This window comes from Variovorax sp. RCC_210 (assembly GCF_041355175.1).
In the GTDB taxonomy this organism is placed as follows: domain Bacteria; phylum Pseudomonadota; class Gammaproteobacteria; order Burkholderiales; family Burkholderiaceae_C; genus Variovorax.
In genome coordinates this window covers 261,054-276,870 of record NZ_JBFUPJ010000011.1, presented here as the reverse complement: position 1 = coordinate 276,870, position 15,817 = coordinate 261,054, and the positions used below count along the sequence as shown (strand labels likewise).

General features: G+C 70.5%; 11 protein-coding genes. All 11 read left to right on the top strand.

Annotated features, from left to right (window positions below):
• Positions 1-114 precede the first annotated feature (114 nt).
• The 11 genes from AB6807_RS27290 to tssH all read left to right on the top strand — a co-directional run bounded on the left by AB6807_RS27290 (position 115) and on the right by tssH (position 15,808).
• Positions 115-2,118: a protein kinase gene (locus tag AB6807_RS27290; protein ID WP_371086987.1), complete on the top strand. Its 2,004-nt coding sequence runs from the start codon at positions 115-117 to the stop codon at positions 2,116-2,118.
• 55 nt (positions 2,119-2,173) lie between these two features.
• Positions 2,174-3,769: a murein transglycosylase A gene (locus AB6807_RS27285; RefSeq protein WP_371086986.1), complete on the top strand. Its 1,596-nt coding sequence runs from the start codon at positions 2,174-2,176 to the stop codon at positions 3,767-3,769.
• Positions 3,770-3,794: 25 nt separating this feature from the next.
• Positions 3,795-4,577: a hypothetical protein gene (locus AB6807_RS27280; RefSeq protein ID WP_371086985.1), complete on the top strand. Its 783-nt coding sequence runs from the start codon at positions 3,795-3,797 to the stop codon at positions 4,575-4,577.
• Positions 4,578-4,604: 27 nt separating this feature from the next.
• Positions 4,605-5,777 (top strand): hypothetical protein, encoded by a 1,173-nt coding sequence (locus tag AB6807_RS27275; protein ID WP_371086984.1) that lies wholly within the window; start codon positions 4,605-4,607, stop codon positions 5,775-5,777.
• 143 nt (positions 5,778-5,920) lie between these two features.
• The gene (locus tag AB6807_RS27270) at positions 5,921-7,954 is read left to right on the top strand and encodes a caspase family protein (protein ID WP_371086983.1); all 2,034 of its coding nucleotides are present in this window, start codon (positions 5,921-5,923) and stop codon (positions 7,952-7,954) included.
• A 51-nt stretch (positions 7,955-8,005) separates the two neighbouring features.
• Complete coding sequence (locus tag AB6807_RS27265) at positions 8,006-8,563, top strand: type VI secretion system tube protein Hcp (RefSeq protein ID WP_116913952.1); 558 nt, start codon at positions 8,006-8,008, stop codon at positions 8,561-8,563.
• 70 nt (positions 8,564-8,633) lie between these two features.
• Entirely contained in the window at positions 8,634-9,494 is an 861-nt protein-coding gene (locus AB6807_RS27260; RefSeq protein WP_371086982.1) for a type VI secretion system accessory protein TagJ, read from the top strand.
• Positions 9,487-10,002 carry a type VI secretion system baseplate subunit TssE gene (tssE, locus tag AB6807_RS27255; protein ID WP_116913954.1) on the top strand — a complete coding sequence of 172 codons (516 nt, stop codon included), beginning with the start codon at positions 9,487-9,489 and terminating at the stop codon, positions 10,000-10,002. Before AB6807_RS27260 ends, tssE begins: the two co-directional genes overlap by 8 nt.
• Before the next feature lie 10 nt (positions 10,003-10,012).
• Positions 10,013-11,908, top strand: coding sequence for a type VI secretion system baseplate subunit TssF (gene tssF, locus AB6807_RS27250; protein ID WP_371086981.1), 1,896 nt, complete (start codon positions 10,013-10,015; stop codon positions 11,906-11,908).
• The gene (gene tssG, locus AB6807_RS27245; RefSeq protein ID WP_371086980.1) at positions 11,905-13,017 is read left to right on the top strand and encodes a type VI secretion system baseplate subunit TssG; all 1,113 of its coding nucleotides are present in this window, start codon (positions 11,905-11,907) and stop codon (positions 13,015-13,017) included. The genes tssF and tssG overlap by 4 nt, the downstream gene beginning before the upstream one ends.
• A 61-nt stretch (positions 13,018-13,078) precedes the next feature.
• A complete protein-coding gene (gene tssH / locus AB6807_RS27240; protein WP_371086979.1) occupies positions 13,079-15,808 on the top strand; it encodes a type VI secretion system ATPase TssH in 2,730 nt (909 codons plus the stop codon).
• Positions 15,809-15,817 lie beyond the last annotated feature (9 nt).

The following is a 15,817-nucleotide window of genomic DNA, read 5'->3' as shown; positions in this document are numbered from 1 at the left end:
GCCTTTTCTTTGTCTACTTTCTTTTGGCGAAGCAAAAGAAAGTAGATCGCCCGCCGGGGCGAGACCCGGCCCCGGAAAGAGAACTCAAGACAGCACAAAAAAAGGAGCCCGTCGATGACCCCCGACAACTCCGAAGACGACCGCACCCGCGTTGTACCCAAGCAGCCGCAGCCGACAACGGCAACAGTCGACACATCCGCCACAGTCATCACAGCCGGCGCCGCAACCACCAGCCATTCAGGCACCGCGCCAGCCCCCGGCGCATCGACAACATCGTCCCCTCACGAAGCCGGCCTCCTCCCCGTAGGCAGCCGCCTCGCAGAATTCGAAGTCACCCGCGTCATAGGCCAGGGCGGCTTCGGCGTCGTCTACGAAGCCTGGGACCACACGCTGGAACGCGTCGTCGCCATCAAGGAATACCTGCCGACCTCCCTGTCCACGAGACAGCACGACGGCACCGTGGTCCCCCTGTCGGAAAGACACCGCGAAACCTTCGACCTCGGCATGCGCAGCTTCATCAACGAAGCCCGCCTGCTCGCGCAGTTCGACCACCCCTCGCTGCTGAAGGTCTACCGCTTCTGGCAAGAGAAGGGCACCACATACATGGTCATGCCCTTCTACCGCGGCGACACGCTGCGCGAGGCGCTGGTGGCCATTCCCGCGGGCGTGGACGAGGGCTGGCTGCTGCGCATCATGGACGGCGTCACGCAGGCGCTGGCGGTGATGCACGGCGCCAACTGCTACCACCGCGACATCGCGCCCGACAACATCATCCTGCTCGAAGGCTCGGGCCGGCCCGTGGTGCTCGACTTCGGCGCCGCGCGCCGCGTGATCACCGACAAGACGCAGGCCATCACCGTCATCCTCAAGCCCGGCTACGCGCCCATCGAGCAGTACGCCGAAATGCCCGACATGTCGCAAGGCGCATGGACCGACGTGTACGCGCTCGCCGCGGTGATGCACGTGGCGGTGTGCGGGCGCGCGCCGCCGCCGTCGGTGGCGCGCCTGCTGTCCGACAGCTACGTGCCGCTGGCGGGCAACGACATCCTGCGCCAGCGCTACAGCCCGCGGCTGCTGGAAGCCATCGACGCGGGCCTGGGCGTGCGGCCCGAGCAACGCCCGCAGTCGATGGCCGAGCTGCGCGAGGCGCTCGACCTCGATGCAGGGCACACCATCGCGCAGATGCCGCGCACGCAACCGCCGCGCAGCGCAGGCACGGGCACCGGTGCGGCCAATGCCGACGCGGCCACCGTCATCGCCAGCGGCAACAAGGCTATCAACAAGTCGGGTGGCAAGGCACCGGCACCAGCCCCGTCACCGGCCTCTTCATCCGCGGGCAACGCGGGCAGCGCAGGCACGAAGAGCAACAAGACCGTCGCCGTTCTCGCATCGCTCGCCGTCCTCGCGGTCGCGGCCGGCGGTGGCTGGTGGTGGCTGCAGGGGCGTTCCGGTGCCGGCGACGGCACGAAGCCGTCCGTGGTCGCAGCGCCGCCGCCCCAGCAGCAGCAAACCGACACCAAGGTCGCCGAAGCGCCACCACCGCCGCCGCCACCGCCTGCCCCGGCGCCACCCCCGGCCCCGCGCACGCCCACCGAGTCGCTGCTGTCGCTCGCGGCCGGCGCCGCCGCCGGCTTCGACGTGACGGCCGCGCCCAGGAAGCCCGAGGTCACGATCGGCAAGGACCGCCTGGCCTTCGAGGTGCGCAGCAAGCGCGAGGGCTTCGTCTACGTGTTCCTGCTGTCCAGCGGCGGCGAGATGTTCCTGCTGTTCCCCAACCTGCTGGACAAGTACAACAAGATCACCGCGGGCGGCACCCTGTCGCTGCCGCGCGCCTCGTGGCCGATGGACGCGGGCGGCCCGGCCGGCACCGACCAGTTCGCGGTGCTCGTGAGCGAGCACGAGCGCGACTTCAGCGCCGCCGGCGTGCAGAACGACGGCGTGTTCCCCGTGTTTCCGCTGCCGGTGCTGGCCGCGCTGGAGGCCACGCGCGGCAGCGGGCCTTCGCCGTTGCTGGGCAAGCCGGTGTGCCCGGCCGGTTCAGGTGGTGCAAGTGGTTCGGGCGGCGCCCCATGCAACGACGTCTACGGCGTCGCGAATTTCAAAATCGTCGAGAAGTAATCGTCTGTAGGGCGTCGGCCTCCGGGCCGCCCATCTACGGACCAAGGAGGCTTTCATGAACACCCCGCAGCATCCGCTCGTCTCTTGCGCACTTCGCTGGGCCGCGGCCGCCGCGCTGGCGTCCCTGGCCGGTTGCGCCGCGCCGCCACCGGCCGCCACCACCAGCGCCGCGGCCACGCCACCTGACACCGCGAGCCCGCGCCCCTCGCCGCCCGCGGGTGCGAGCGTGGCCGGCCAGGCGCGCACCTTTTCCACGCAGCTGGCCACCTACACCTCGGTGAGCTTCGACGCGGTGCCGGGCTGGTCGCGCGACGACTTCTCCGAGAGCTGGCCCGCCTTTCTCGGCAGCTGCAAGGTGCTCACCGGCCGCGGTGCGGAGTGGAAGGATGTGTGCGCGCGCGCCCTGCGGGTCGACGGCAAGAGCACCAACGCCATCCGGGGCTTCTTCGAAAGCGAGTTCTCGGCGTACCAGATCCGCGACGACGACCGCCGCCCCGACGGCGTGGTCACCGGCTACTTCGAGCCCGAGATCGCGGGCGCGCGCCAGTACGGCGCGCCCTTCATCTACCCCGTGTACGGCCAGCCGGAAGACATGCTGTTCGCCGACGCGCGCAAGCTGCCCGCGGGCAACACCACCGTGGCCGCGCGCGTGGAAGGCCGCAACGTGCTGGTGCAGACCGGCCTGAGCACGCGCGACATGGGCGCGCCGGGCCTGTACGTGCTCGACCTGTCGGGCATCGCGCGCGACACGCTCGACCGCAAGGTGCGCCTGCGCATCGAGGGCAAGCAGCTGCTGCCGTACTACACGCGCGAAGAAATCGAGACCAAGGGCGCGCCCAACGCCAAGGTGCTGGCCTTCGTGAGCAGCGCCACCGCGCTGTACGAGATGCAGATCCAGGGCTCGGGCCGCATCAAGATGGCCAACGGCGACATCGTGCGCGTGGCCTACGCCGAGCAGAACGGCCAGCCCTTCCGCCCGGTGCTGGCGCAGGCGGCCAACGGCAAGCCGCGCAGTCCGGTGAAGGTGCGCGGCTCGTCCATCGAGTTGCAGCTCGACGACGGCGATGACGACGACGCGGGCGCTGCGGGGGCTGCGGGCGCCGTGGACAGCGGCGCCATTCGCACGCGCGGCTTCACGCTCGCGCGGCCGGTGGCCAGCGGGCCGGTCGTCGTGCCGGGGCGCCGTGCCGCGGGCGCGGTGGCGGGCTCGGGCATCAAGGACCCGAGCTACGTGTTCTTCAAGGAGGCCACCTCGCCGGTCGGCGGACCGGTGGGCGCCTTCGGCGTGCCGCTGTCGGCGGGGCGCTCGATTGCGGTGGACCCGCGCAGCACGCCGCTGGGCTACCCGGTGTTCGTGTCCACGCGCACGCCCGGCAGCGGCGCGCCGATGCAGCGCCTGACCATCGCGCAGGACACCGGCGGCGCCATTCGCGGCGCGGTGCGGGCCGACTATTTCTTCGGCAACGGCCAGCAGGCCGCGACCAACGCGCGCCGCATGAAGGAGCGCGGCCAGCTGTGGATTCTTCTGCCGCGCGGCCTGGCCGTGGCGCAGGCCGCGGTGTCTTCCACCATTCGCACGCGCGGCGCCGCGGTGGGCGCCGACCTGCCGCAGTGCCTGGTGCCGTCGGAAGGCAGCTGCGTCGACGACTGAGCGGGCCGCGCGGCTTCGACCCCTCATGCAGGAAACGCTCTCGTCCGCGCAAAGCAGCGAGCTCGTGCGCCTCTGGCGGCGCCGGCAGGCGCTGTCGCCGAACGACATGGGCGCGATGTACCGCATCGTGGGCGACGCGCTGCGGGCCTGCAACCCGCCCGAGCTGCAGGTGCTGGGCGAGGGGCGGCAGGAGCTGGTGGCGCAGTTCATCTACGTGAAGGTGCTGCGGCTGAACATCGACGCCGCCGACCCCAACGCAGCCGAAGCAGAAAAAGGCGATGAAGCCGAAGACCGCGCGGCCCACAGCGCGCCGTCGACGGCCTTCGCGCTGTGCGCGTACTTTCGCCGCTACCTCATCGATTGCACGCGCGCCAGCTCGTTCCGGCGCAAGCTCTCCATCGGCGACCAGGTCAGCGAAGCGCAGCTCGAAGACGCGCTCGGCGCGGGCAACGACCTCGACGGCTGCCTGGCCGAGCACGGCCTGAGCGCGCAGGCCGTGCAGCTGGCCGCGCGCGCCTTCATCGCCGGGCTGCCCGAGCCCGAGCGCCTGCTGCTGTGCGAGGGCTTCGGCCAGGAGGCCGAGGGCGGGCTGTCGGGAATTGCGTCGCGCCACGCCATTGCCTCGTACCACTACCGCGCGGGGCGCCTGGGGCTGGTGCACAAGCGCGAGGGGCTCACCGCGGACTACGGAAAGACCCGGCTCGGCGGCTGGCTGCAGCAGACGCTGGGCATCGCGCTGGCGCCCGAGAACATGGCCGCGATCCTGCAGGTTTTCAAAATCCTGGGGGCTGAAGCGTCTTATGCCTGAAGACATAGCCATTCAGGAACAGACGCCATGACCACCGACCTCTGGCCCCCGCTCAGCGTGATTCGCAATGCGCTGGAGACCGGCGCGGCCGTGCCCGAAGCGGAAGCCGACGACGTGCCTGGCGTGGCCGTGGTCGCCATGCCCACGGGTTCGACCTCCGTTCCGGGCGCCGAACCCGCGGGCATGGACGGCGCCGTCGATTTGCTGATGCCGCTGGCCGAACTGGCGCGGCGCCGCGAGGCCGTCGCACGCCGTGCCTTTCCCGCGCGCTGGGCGCCGGGGCGGCTGGTGAGCGTGGTGCACGAGGGGCGGCTGCTCGGCGTGCTGCTCGACCGTTGCATCGAGACCGACGGCGAGCGCTGGCAGGGCTGGATGGCCGCCGGCGAGGCCGACTGGGCCGGCGCCTTCGACGTGCTGCTGGAACCCGACGACGAGCCCTTCGAGCCGATGTTCGGCGTGGTGCAGACCTGGAACGTGGTCACGCTGCAACCCGGCCCGCAACTGCGCGCGCGCGTGCTGGGCGAGCTCTCGGCCACGCGGCTCGCGGCGATGCGCGCGGTGCACGACGAATGGGCCGCGCATGCCGCGCCGGACATCGCGCCCGAGCCGGGGCGCATCGCGCTGCGCGAGGTGGGCGGGGCGTTTTCGGTGCTGTCGGGCACGCCGCTGGGCCCGCACGATCCGCGGATCGACTACCAGGGGCTGTACCGCAATGCGGGGCTGCAACTGGGCAGGGCGCGGGTGCAGCCGCAGGTCGATGCAGGGGAGGACGTCGCTCCTGCGCGCGCGAGGCCGCAGCCCAGGCCCGAGGGCGGCTGGTGGGGCAGCATCCGCCGCTGGTTCGGCGCCGAGGGCTGGGCCCGGCCGGCCTTCGCGGTGCTGGCGCTGTGCGTGCTGGTGCAGAACATCGGGCTGCTGGGCGGGCGCGACGCGTCGGACGAAGACGAGGTGCGCTTTCGCGACGTGCCGGCCGCGCCTGCGGCTGCAACCGTCAGGGTCGATCTCGTGATGCGCTGGAAAGAAGGCGTGCGCATGGACGAGGCCGACCGGCTGCTGCAGTCGATCTCCGCGGACGTGGTGGGCGGGCCCGGCGGCAATGGGGCGTGGCTGCTGCGCGTGCCGGAGCCGGTGGATGCGCTGGCGGTGCTGGCGGCATCGCCGCTGGTCGAATCGGCGGGGCCGGCGTCGGAGCGGCAATGACGCGCGCCGCCCTGCTCCTGCGTTTCTCCCTCCCCTTCCGGGGGAGGGTAGGGGTGGGGGCAAGCGGCGTGTCTGTCGAGCGCCCTGCGTGCCCCCATCCCAGCCTTCCCCCAAAGGGGGAAGGAGCAAGACAGCAGCGCATCTTGCAGGCGCTGCTCGTGCTCTGGCTGCTTGCCTGCGGCAGCCTCGCCTTCGCCACCCCGCGCGCCTTGCTCGTCGGCGTCTCCGAACTCGTCAACCAGCCGCAGGCCCTGTGGCTGCAGGCTCCCCGCAACGATGTGATGCTCATGCGCGAAGCCCTGCTAAAGCAAGGTTTCGCCGCGCCCGACATCGCCACGCTTGCCGACGGCGTGCCCGGCGCCGCGTTGCCCGAGGCCCAGGCCATCCACGAAGCGCTTGCGCGCCTGCTCGCGCAATCGAAGAGCGGCGACTTCGTGCTGCTGTATTTCTCCGGCCACGGCACGCGCCTGCGCGACGTGGCCAAGCGCTACCAGGAGCCCGACGGCCTGTCCGAGAACTTTCTCGCGCGCGACGTGCGCGGCACGCTCGGCGCCGACACCGTGCTCAGCGGCGACCTGCGCGACGCCGACTTCGACGCATGGATCCAGGCCTTTCTCGCGAAGAACGTGTTCGTCGCCTCGGTGTTCGACACCTGCTCCGCCAACTCCATGACGCGCGGCAGCGTCGATGCGCCGGCCACCGCCGAAGGCGCGGGCGACGACGAGGTGCGCTGGCGCGGCCTGCGTTCGATGCAGCTCACCGGCGGGAACGTGTCCGCGCCATCATCCGCGCGCGCAACCCCCGTGCCGGTGTTGCCCCTGCCGGCCGAGTCCGTGCCGCGCGCCCGCTACGTCGCCTTCTTCGCCTCCGAGAGCCACCAGATCACGCCCGAGCTGCGCCTGCCGCGCAAGGCGCGCAACGCTCGCGCGCAAGGCCTGCTGACCTGGGCCGTGGTCGAGGCGCTGTCGCGCAAGCCCGCCACCTGGCGCGACCTGTTCGACGGCGTGCTCGCGCTGTACCCGCCGGTCATCGACGAGCTCGCGCAGCGCTTTCCCACGCGCGAGCTGCCTTCGCCGGTGGCCGAGGGCAACCTCGATGCGCCGCTGTTCGCCAACAGCGGCGCGCCCGCGTCCACGCGCCCGGTGTGGCGCGCGCAGCGCAGCGGCGACAGCCTGGCCATCGGCGCGGGCCTGCTCGACGGGCTCGCGCCGCAGCTGCCGGTTCGCGTACTGGCCACGCTCGATGACGGCACGGTGCGCAGCGCGCCGGGCACGGTCGCGCAGGCCAGGCTGGGCGCCGCGGGGCTCGCCGTGCCCGCCGCGTTGAAGGACGTGGCCGGCAGCGCCTTCTGGAGCGTCACGCCGCTCACCGAGCCCGCCGCCATCGCCTTGCGCGTGCGCGCCGACAAGCCCTTGCCCGCCGGCCTGAGCCTGGACTACCCGGCCGCCATTCGCACGGCCGAGGACGCAGCGAACGCCGACGTGCGCTGGACCGACCTGGGCGCCGCGGGCCACCGCATCGAGCTGCTCGCGCCGATGTTCGGCACCACGGTGTCCGCCGTGGTCGTGCCCGACACCGCCGCGCTGCGCCGCCGGTTGCAGGCGCTGGCGCAGCTCAAGTGGCTCGCCCAGTTGCAGGCCTATGCCAAGGAGGGCCAGCTCGACGGCTTCGACGCCGCGCTGGAGGTCTGGAGCGCCGATCGCATGCTGCGCAGCACGCCGGTCGCGCAAGCCGCCGGCGCGTTGCCAGCGCTGCCCGGGCTCGCGACCGGCGAGCGCCTGCGCCTGAACGTGCGCAACACCAGCGGCCGCTCGCTGGACCTGGTCGTGGCCGGCATCGACGCGCGCGGCACGCTGCAGTCGGTGTACCCCGACGAGCCCGGCGAGAGCAACCGCTTCAAGCGCGGCACGCCCGAGCAGCCCGCGGTCAAGCGCTTCGACCTGCCGTGGCTCGACGCGGGTGGCGACGCGCGCCTGCTGGTCATGGCCGTGCCCGCCACGCCCTACAGCGCGCCGCGCCTGTTCGGCATGGCGTCCGCGCAGGCCGAAGGCGTGCAGGCCGAGGTGGCGCAGGTGCGCGTGCGCGGTGGCCAGCCGCCGGCCGAACGCAGCGAGCGCCAGGTGTTCGCCGCGCTGCTGCGCCGCGGCACCGGGCCCGACGGCGGAGCGCGGCCATGAGGCAAGCGCACCCGTTTCCGATTCAGTTTCTTTTCGAACACCGGAGGTGATATGGCATTTCTAGACGACGGCTCCTGGAGCCCCGAAGACGCGCGGCGCTTCTACGACCTGGTGGGCACCGGCTCCGCAGAGGTCGACCTGGTCATGATGATCGAGAACAAGGGCGCACCCGTCGAAGGCGAGCTCGAGCGGTCTTTCGAAGACGGCAAGGCGCGCCTGAGCATCGGCGGCTACTACTGGTCGGTGCAGGTGCCCGAGTCGTCGGCGCAGAACCAGGTGGTGCCCAACAACCTGATCGTCGCGCGCCGCAGCGACGCGGCCACCGCCACCATCGCCAGCCTGCTGCGCGCGCAGGAGAAAGACCTGAAGGTCATCGTCAGCGCCTTCAAGGCCGGCGGCGACCAGCGCTCCACCGAGGCGCAGCCCATCTTCGAGATGGTGCTGGAGAACGCGCGCGTGTGCCGCCTGGTGCTCAACTCCGGCGGCAACTGGGGCGTGCCGTCGGAGCTCATCTCCATCAGCTACCGCACGCTGAAGCTCAAGTCGGCGCCGCAGAAGTCGACCGGCGCGCGCGGCGCGGTGCGCGAATGCCAGTTCACCCGCGCATGAAGAAACCGCACGTGATGACCCCGCACGCGATGCAGCCGCACCCCATGCACCCATTCAAGGAGCACACCCCATGACGACCGCCGCCGAATTCCTCAAGGCCGCCGACCCGGTGGCCGCCCTGAAGGCCCTGAGCGACGACGTGCGCGCCAAGCCCGCCGACAGCAAGCACCGCGTGTTCATGGCGCAGCTGCTGTGCGTGCTGGGGCAGTGGGAGCGCGCGCTCAACCAGCTCACCGTGGCGGCAGAACTCGATGCGCTGGCCGTGCCCATGAAGCAGGTGTACGGCGAGGCCGTGCGCTGCGAAGGCCTGCGCGCCGAGGTGTTCGCGGGCACGCGCACGCCGATGATCTTCGGCCAGCCCGACGAGTGGCTGGCGCTGCTCATCGAGTCGCTGCTGCGCCAGGGCCGCGGTGAAAGCGCGCTGGCCGAAGACCTGCGCCAGCGCGCCTTCGACGGTGCGCCCGCCATCGCGGGCACCATCGACGGCGTGCCCTTCGAATGGCTCGCCGATGCCGACATGCGCCTGGGCCCGGTGCTGGAGGCCTTCGTCAACGGCAAGTACTACTGGATTCCCTACGCGCGGCTCGCGCACATCAAGATCGAACCGCCCGAGGACCTGCGCGACTGCGTGTGGATGCCCGCGCACCTGCAGTTCGAGAACGGCGGTGAAACGCTGGCGCTGATTCCCACGCGCTACGAAGGCACCGAGAAGTGCGAAGACGGCGAGCTGAGCCTTGCGCGCAAGACCGAATGGCGCGAGCTGCGCCCCGAGGTGTGGGCCGGCCACGGCCAGCGCGTGCTGGGCAGCGATGCCGGCGAGTACGCGCTGATGGACGTGCGCGAGATCTTGTTCACCCAAGCCCAAAATGAGAGCGAGAGCGAGAGAGAGAGCGGGAACGAAAGCGAAAGTGAGGGCACGCGCGATGCCTGAACTCACCGCGCAGGAGCGGCTGCAGCCCTCGCTGCTCGACCGCCTCGTCGACCACGCGCCCGACGAGCAGCGCGAGGGCGACGAGAAGCGCACGCTGACCAAGCAGGCGCTGCGGCAGGCCGTGCTGCGCGACCTGGGCTGGCTCTTCAACGCCACGGGCCATGGCCTGTCGATGGACGACAAGCAGTACCCCAACGCGGCACGCTCGGTCATCAACTACGGATTGCCTATGCTGTCTGGCCAGTTCACCTCGTCGGTGCAGCGTGTCAGCATGGAACAGGCTTTGAAGAACGCAATCCTGCAGTTCGAGCCGCGCATTTTGTCCCGCACCCTCGAAGTTGAACTCGTCATGGAAGGCCCGGCACTGGACTCCCACAACAGCATCGGCCTGCAGATACGCGGCATGCTGTGGGCGCAGCCGGTACCGCTCGAGTTCCTGATGCGAAGCCGCGTAGACCTCGAAGAGGGACGCATCGAGATCGTGGACATGGCGCAAAACCCAAGGTGAGTAGTCCGCCATGGACCCTCGGCTGCTGAGTCTCTACGAGCAGGAACTGCGCTACTTCCGCGAAAGCTCCGCCGAGTTCGCGCGCGCGTTCCCGAAGATCGCGCACCGCCTGGGCATCGAGGGCCAGGAAGTGGCCGACCCGTATGTGGAGCGGCTCATCGAGGCGACCGCATTTCTTTCGGCGCGCGTGGGCCTGAAGCTCGATGCGGAGTACCCGCGCTTCACGGGCCACCTGCTCGACATCGTCTATCCGCACTTCCTCGCGCCCACGCCGGCGATGGTGGTCGTCAACTTCGTGCCCGACCCTGAAGACGCGAACCTCGCGACCGGTCCGCTGCTGCCACGCGGCAGCGGCCTGCGCGCGCGGCAGGCGGTGGGGCAGAACACGCACTGCGAGTTCCGTACCGCGAGCGCGTTGCGCATCTGGCCCGTCGAGGTGCAGCGCGCGCAGTACTTCACCTACGCACCTGATCTTCCGCTGAACGCGCACCCGCAGTCGCGCGCCATCCGCGGCGGCCTGCGCATCGCATTGCGCGCCACGGCGGGGCTGGACTTCAGCCAGATCGCGCTCGACGAGCTGGTGCTGCACTTCGGCGGCGCCGAAGACGTGGCCTGGCAGCTGCATGAATGCGCGTTGGGCCAGCCCATCGGCGTGCTGGTTCGTCCGCTCGGCCCCGGCGGTGCCCTGCAGGGCACGGCGCAGAGCCTGCCGGCCAGCGCCATCGGCGCGGTCGGCTTCGAGGAAGACGAGGCGCTGCTGCCCACCACGGCCACGGGCTTCTCTGGCTTCAGGCTGCTGCAGGAGTACTTCGCGTTTCCGCAGCGCTTCCAGTTCGTGCGGGTCGGTGGGCTGAAGGCGCTGCTCGCGGCCATGCCGGTGAACGAGGTCGAGATCGTGCTGCTGTTCTCGCGCGGCGACGCGGCGCTCGAGAAGCTGGTGAGCGCCGACAACGTGCAGCTGCACTGCGTGCCGGCCGTCAACCTGTTCACCAAGCGGCTGGACCGCGTGCCCATGAGCGAGGGCGTAAGCCAGTTCCACCTGGTGCCCGACCGCACGCGCCCGCAGGACTTCGAGGTGCACACCGTGACCGAGGTCATCGGCCATGGCGTGCCGGGCCCCGATGCCGCGACGGCGGCGGAGCAGCCCTTCCTGCCCTTCTACTCGGCCTTTCACGGCAGCCGCAGCAGCCACCCCGCCTACTTCACGACCACGCGCGAGCCGCGCATGCTGTCGGTGCGCCAGCGCGCGGAGGGCCACCGCAGCAGCCACATCGGCTCCGAGGTCTACATGCAGATCGTCGATCCGCAGCAGGCGCCGTACGCGGCCACGCTGCGCCAGCTGGCGGTGACCGCGCTGTGCACCAACCGCGACCTGCCGCTGCTGATGCCGCTGGGCCGCGAGAACGATTTCGACTGCGTCGACTCCTTTCCCGTGCAGCGCGTGCGCATGGTGCGCGGCCCTTCGCGGCCGGTGTCGCCGGTGGTGAGCCAGGGGCTGGGCTGGCGCGTGGTCGACCACCTGGCGCTCAACTACCTGTCGCTGTCCGACAGCACGCCCGAGCAGGGCGCCGCCGCGCTGCGCGAAACACTGATGCTCTACGCCGTGCATGCCGACGAAATGCGCCAGGGCCAGGTGCGCGGCCTGCTGTCGGTCAAGAGCAAGCCGGTGGCGCGGCGCCTGCCGCTGAAGGGCCCTATCGCCTTCGGCCGCGGGCTGGAGGTGACGCTGGAGGTCGACAAGGACGCCTTTCACGGCCACAGCGCGTTCCTGTTCGGTGCCGTGCTCGCGCGCTTCCTGTCGCGCCATGTCGAGGTGAACCATTTCGTCGAGACCGTGCTGCGCGTGGCGGGCAAGGGCGAGACCATGCGCTGGAGGCCGCTGTGCGGAACGCGGCAGATCCTGTGAGCACCCCTCGGCCGCCCGAAGGCGATCGCCCCCTCGTCCGCGAGGGGGGGGACGAAGCCCCGGGGGAGTCGGTACGCACCCGCGTCGACGCGGCGCTGCAGGCGTGGTCGGCGCAACCGTGGGCGTACGACTACTTCGCGGTGATGCGCCGGCTGGAATCGGTCGCGCGCACCACGCCGCGCTGGGGCCGGGCGCTGCTGCCCGGCGCCGAGCCGGTGCGCGTGGGGCAGGAGCCTTCGCTGTCGTTCGCGCCCGCGAGCTTCAGCCGCTTCGAGCCCGCCACCGCGCATTCGCCGCCGCGGCTGCGCCAGCAGTTCTTCGGCTACATCGGCCCCAACGGGCCGCTGCCGGTGCACCTGAGCGACTTCATTCGCGAGCGCAGCCTGAACTTCGGCGACCCGACGTGGCTGGCGTTTCTCGACAGCTTTTCGCACCGCTTCTCGCTGCACTTCTACCGCGCGTGGGCGCAGTCGCGCCCGGCCGTGGCGCTGGACCGTCCGGGCGAAGACCGCTTCAGGCTGCAGGTGGGCGCGCTGGTGGGCATCGGCACGCCGGGGCGCACGCAGCGCGACGAGATCCACGACGACGCGCGCCTGCACTTCTCGGGCTGGCTCGCGCGCCGCGTGCACAACGTGGAGAGCGTGGAGCGCGTGCTGTGCAGCTACTTCGGCGTGCCCGTGACGCTGGAGCGCTGGGTCGGCCACTGGATGCGCCTGCCCGCCGACGAGCTCACGCGGCTGGGGCAGGGCGACAGCTCGCGCTCCATGGGCATGGGCGCGATGCTGGGCACGCGCGCGTGGGACCGCCAGCACCGCGTGCGCCTGCACCTGGGGCCGCTCACGCTCGCGCAATACCGCATGTTCCTGCCGACGGCCGAGGTGGGCAACGCGCGCCCCGTGCTGCAGCGCTGGATGCAGCAGCTGCTGGGCGACGAGCTCGAGTGGGACGCCGAGCTGATGCTCGAAAAGGCCCAGGTGCCCTCCACGCGGCTGGGCAGCGCCAGGGGCAACGCGCCGCGCCTGGGCTGGGTCTCGTGGCTCGGCGAGCGGCCGCGCCAGCGCGATGCGGCCGACGTGCGCATCGGCAGTCAACCGGCAGGTGCGCATTGATGCGCGCGGGCCTTTCAATCGTCACAGCTTCATTCGTCTAGAAGAGATACGGAGTCCTCCCATGAGCGAAATCAGCCGCACCGCCCTGTTCGGAAAACTCAACGCGCTGGCCTACAAGGCCATCGAAGGCGCGACGGTGTTCTGCAAGATGCGGGGCAATCCGTACGTGGAGCTGGAGCACTGGTTCGCCCAGCTGCTGCAGGCGCAGGACTCCGACCTGCACCGCGTGATCCAGCACTACGGGCTGGACGTGTCCGTCATCGCCAAGGACATGACCGCCGCGCTCGACCGCCTGCCGCGCGGCGCCACCGCCATCAGCGACTTCTCGCCGCACATCGAGAACGCCATCGAGCGTGCATGGACCTACGCCACCCTGCAGTTCGGCGAGGCGCAGGTGCGCACCGGCTACCTGCTGGTGGGCATGCTGAAGACGCAGAGCCTGCGCAACCCGCTGTTCAACCTGTCGAAGCAGTTCGAGAAGGTGAAGGTCGAAGACCTGGCCGACAACTTCGCCAAGGTGTGCGATGCCTCTCCCGAGGCGCAGATGCGCGCGCAGGACGGCACCGGCATGGGCAGCGGCGCGCCGGGAGAAGACACGGGCGCCATGGCGCCGGCCGCCATGGGCAAGGGCGACGCGCTGAAGAAGTTTGCTGTCGACCTCACGGAAAAAGCGAAGAAGGGAGAGATGGACCCGGTGACCGGGCGGGACGAGGAAATCCGCCAGATCGTCGACATCCTCATGCGCCGCCGCCAGAACAACCCGCTGCTCACCGGCGAGGCCGGCGTCGGCAAGACCGCGGTGGTGGAAGGCTTCGCGCAGCGCCTGGCGCGCGGCGACGTGCCGCCGCAGCTGAAGGACGTGAAGCTGCTCACGCTCGACATCGGCCTGCTGCAGGCCGGCGCGAGCATGAAGGGCGAGTTCGAGCAGCGGCTGCGCCAGGTGATCGACGAGGTGCAGAGCTCGCCCACGCCCATCATCCTGTTCATCGACGAGATCCACACGCTGGTGGGCGCGGGCGGCGCCGCCGGCACCGGCGATGCGGCCAACCTGCTGAAGCCCGCGCTGGCACGCGGCAACCTGCGCACCATCGGCGCGACCACCTGGGCCGAGTACAAGAAATACATCGAGAAAGACCCGGCGCTCACCCGCCGCTTCCAGGTGGTGCAGGTGCCCGAGCCCGACGAGGTGAAGGCGATATTGATGCTGCGCGGCGTGGCCAGCGTGCTGGAGAAGCACCACCGCGTGCAACTGCTCGACGAGGCCATCGAGGCCGCGGTGAAGCTCAGCCACCGCTACATTCCCGCGCGCCAGCTGCCCGACAAGGCGGTGAGCCTGCTGGACACGGCCTGCGCGCGCGTGGCCGTGAGCCAGCACGCCACGCCGCCCGAGGTGGAAGACTGCATGCGCCGCATCGAGGGGCTCACGGTCGAGCAGGAAATCATCGGGCGCGAAGAAGCCATCGGCATCGACGTGACCAAGCGCGCGGCGCAGGTGAGCACGCTGCTGGCCGAGTCGAAGGTGCAGCTCGACGGGCTGAACGCCCGGTGGAAGGAAGAGAAGGGGCTGGTCGACCGGCTGCTGGAGTTGCGCGCGAAGCTGCGGGCGGGGAGCAAGCCGGTGGATGCGCCCGGCGCCGCGAGCGATGCGAAGGCCGACGTGCCCCCACCCCAGCCCTCTCCCAGCGGGGGAGCGAGCGAAGACCGCGCGGCGTTGCTGGCGGAACTGCACGAGCTGCAAGCGAAGATCCACGCGGTGCAGGGCGAGAGCCCGCTGATTCTTCCGTCGGTCGACGAGCAGGCCGTGGCCTCGGTGGTCGCGGACTGGACGGGCATTCCGGTGGGCCGCATGGTGAAGAACGAAGTCGAGGCGGTGCTGAAGCTGGCCGACACGCTCAACCAGCGCGTCATCGGCCAGAAGCACGGGCTGGAGATGATCGCGCGGCGCATCCAGACCTCGCGCGCCCGGCTGGACAATCCGCAGAAACCCATCGGCGTGTTCATGCTGTGCGGCACCTCGGGCGTGGGCAAGACCGAGACGGCGCTGGCGCTTGCGGAGGCCTTGTACGGCGGCGAGCAGAACATCATCACGATCAACATGAGCGAGTTCCAGGAGGCGCACACCGTCTCCACGCTCAAGGGCGCGCCCCCGGGCTACGTGGGTTACGGAGAGGGCGGCATCCTGACCGAGGCCGTGCGCCGGCGCCCGTACAGCGTGGTGCTGCTCGACGAGGTCGAGAAGGCCCACCCCGACGTGCACGAGATCTTCTTCCAGGTGTTCGACAAGGGCTGGATGGAAGACGGCGAGGGCCGCATGATCGACTTCAAGAACACCATCATCTTGCTGACGACCAACGCGGGCAGCGAGCTGGTGATGAGCATGTGCCGCGACCCCGAGCTGCTGCCCGAGCCCAACAGCCTGGCCGATGCGTTGAAGGCGCCGCTGATGAAGGTGTTTCCGCCCGCGCTGCTGGGCCGCATCGTCACCATTCCCTACTACCCGCTGTCGCCGGACATGATGAAGAAGATCGTGCGGCTGCAGCTGGGCCGCATCAAGAAGCGGGTGGAGGCCAACCACGGCGTGCCGTTCGACTACAGCGACGCGGTGGTCGACCAGGTGGTCGCGCGGTGCCAGGACCCGGAGTCGGGCGGGCGCGTGATCGACGCCATCCTCACCAACACCGTGTTGCCGACCATCTCCGTCGAGTACCTGCAGCGGCTGGCCTCCGGCGGCGAGATTCGCCGTGTCGCGCTCGATGTGAAGGACGCGGAATTCACCTACGCGTTCGACTGAGATGGACTG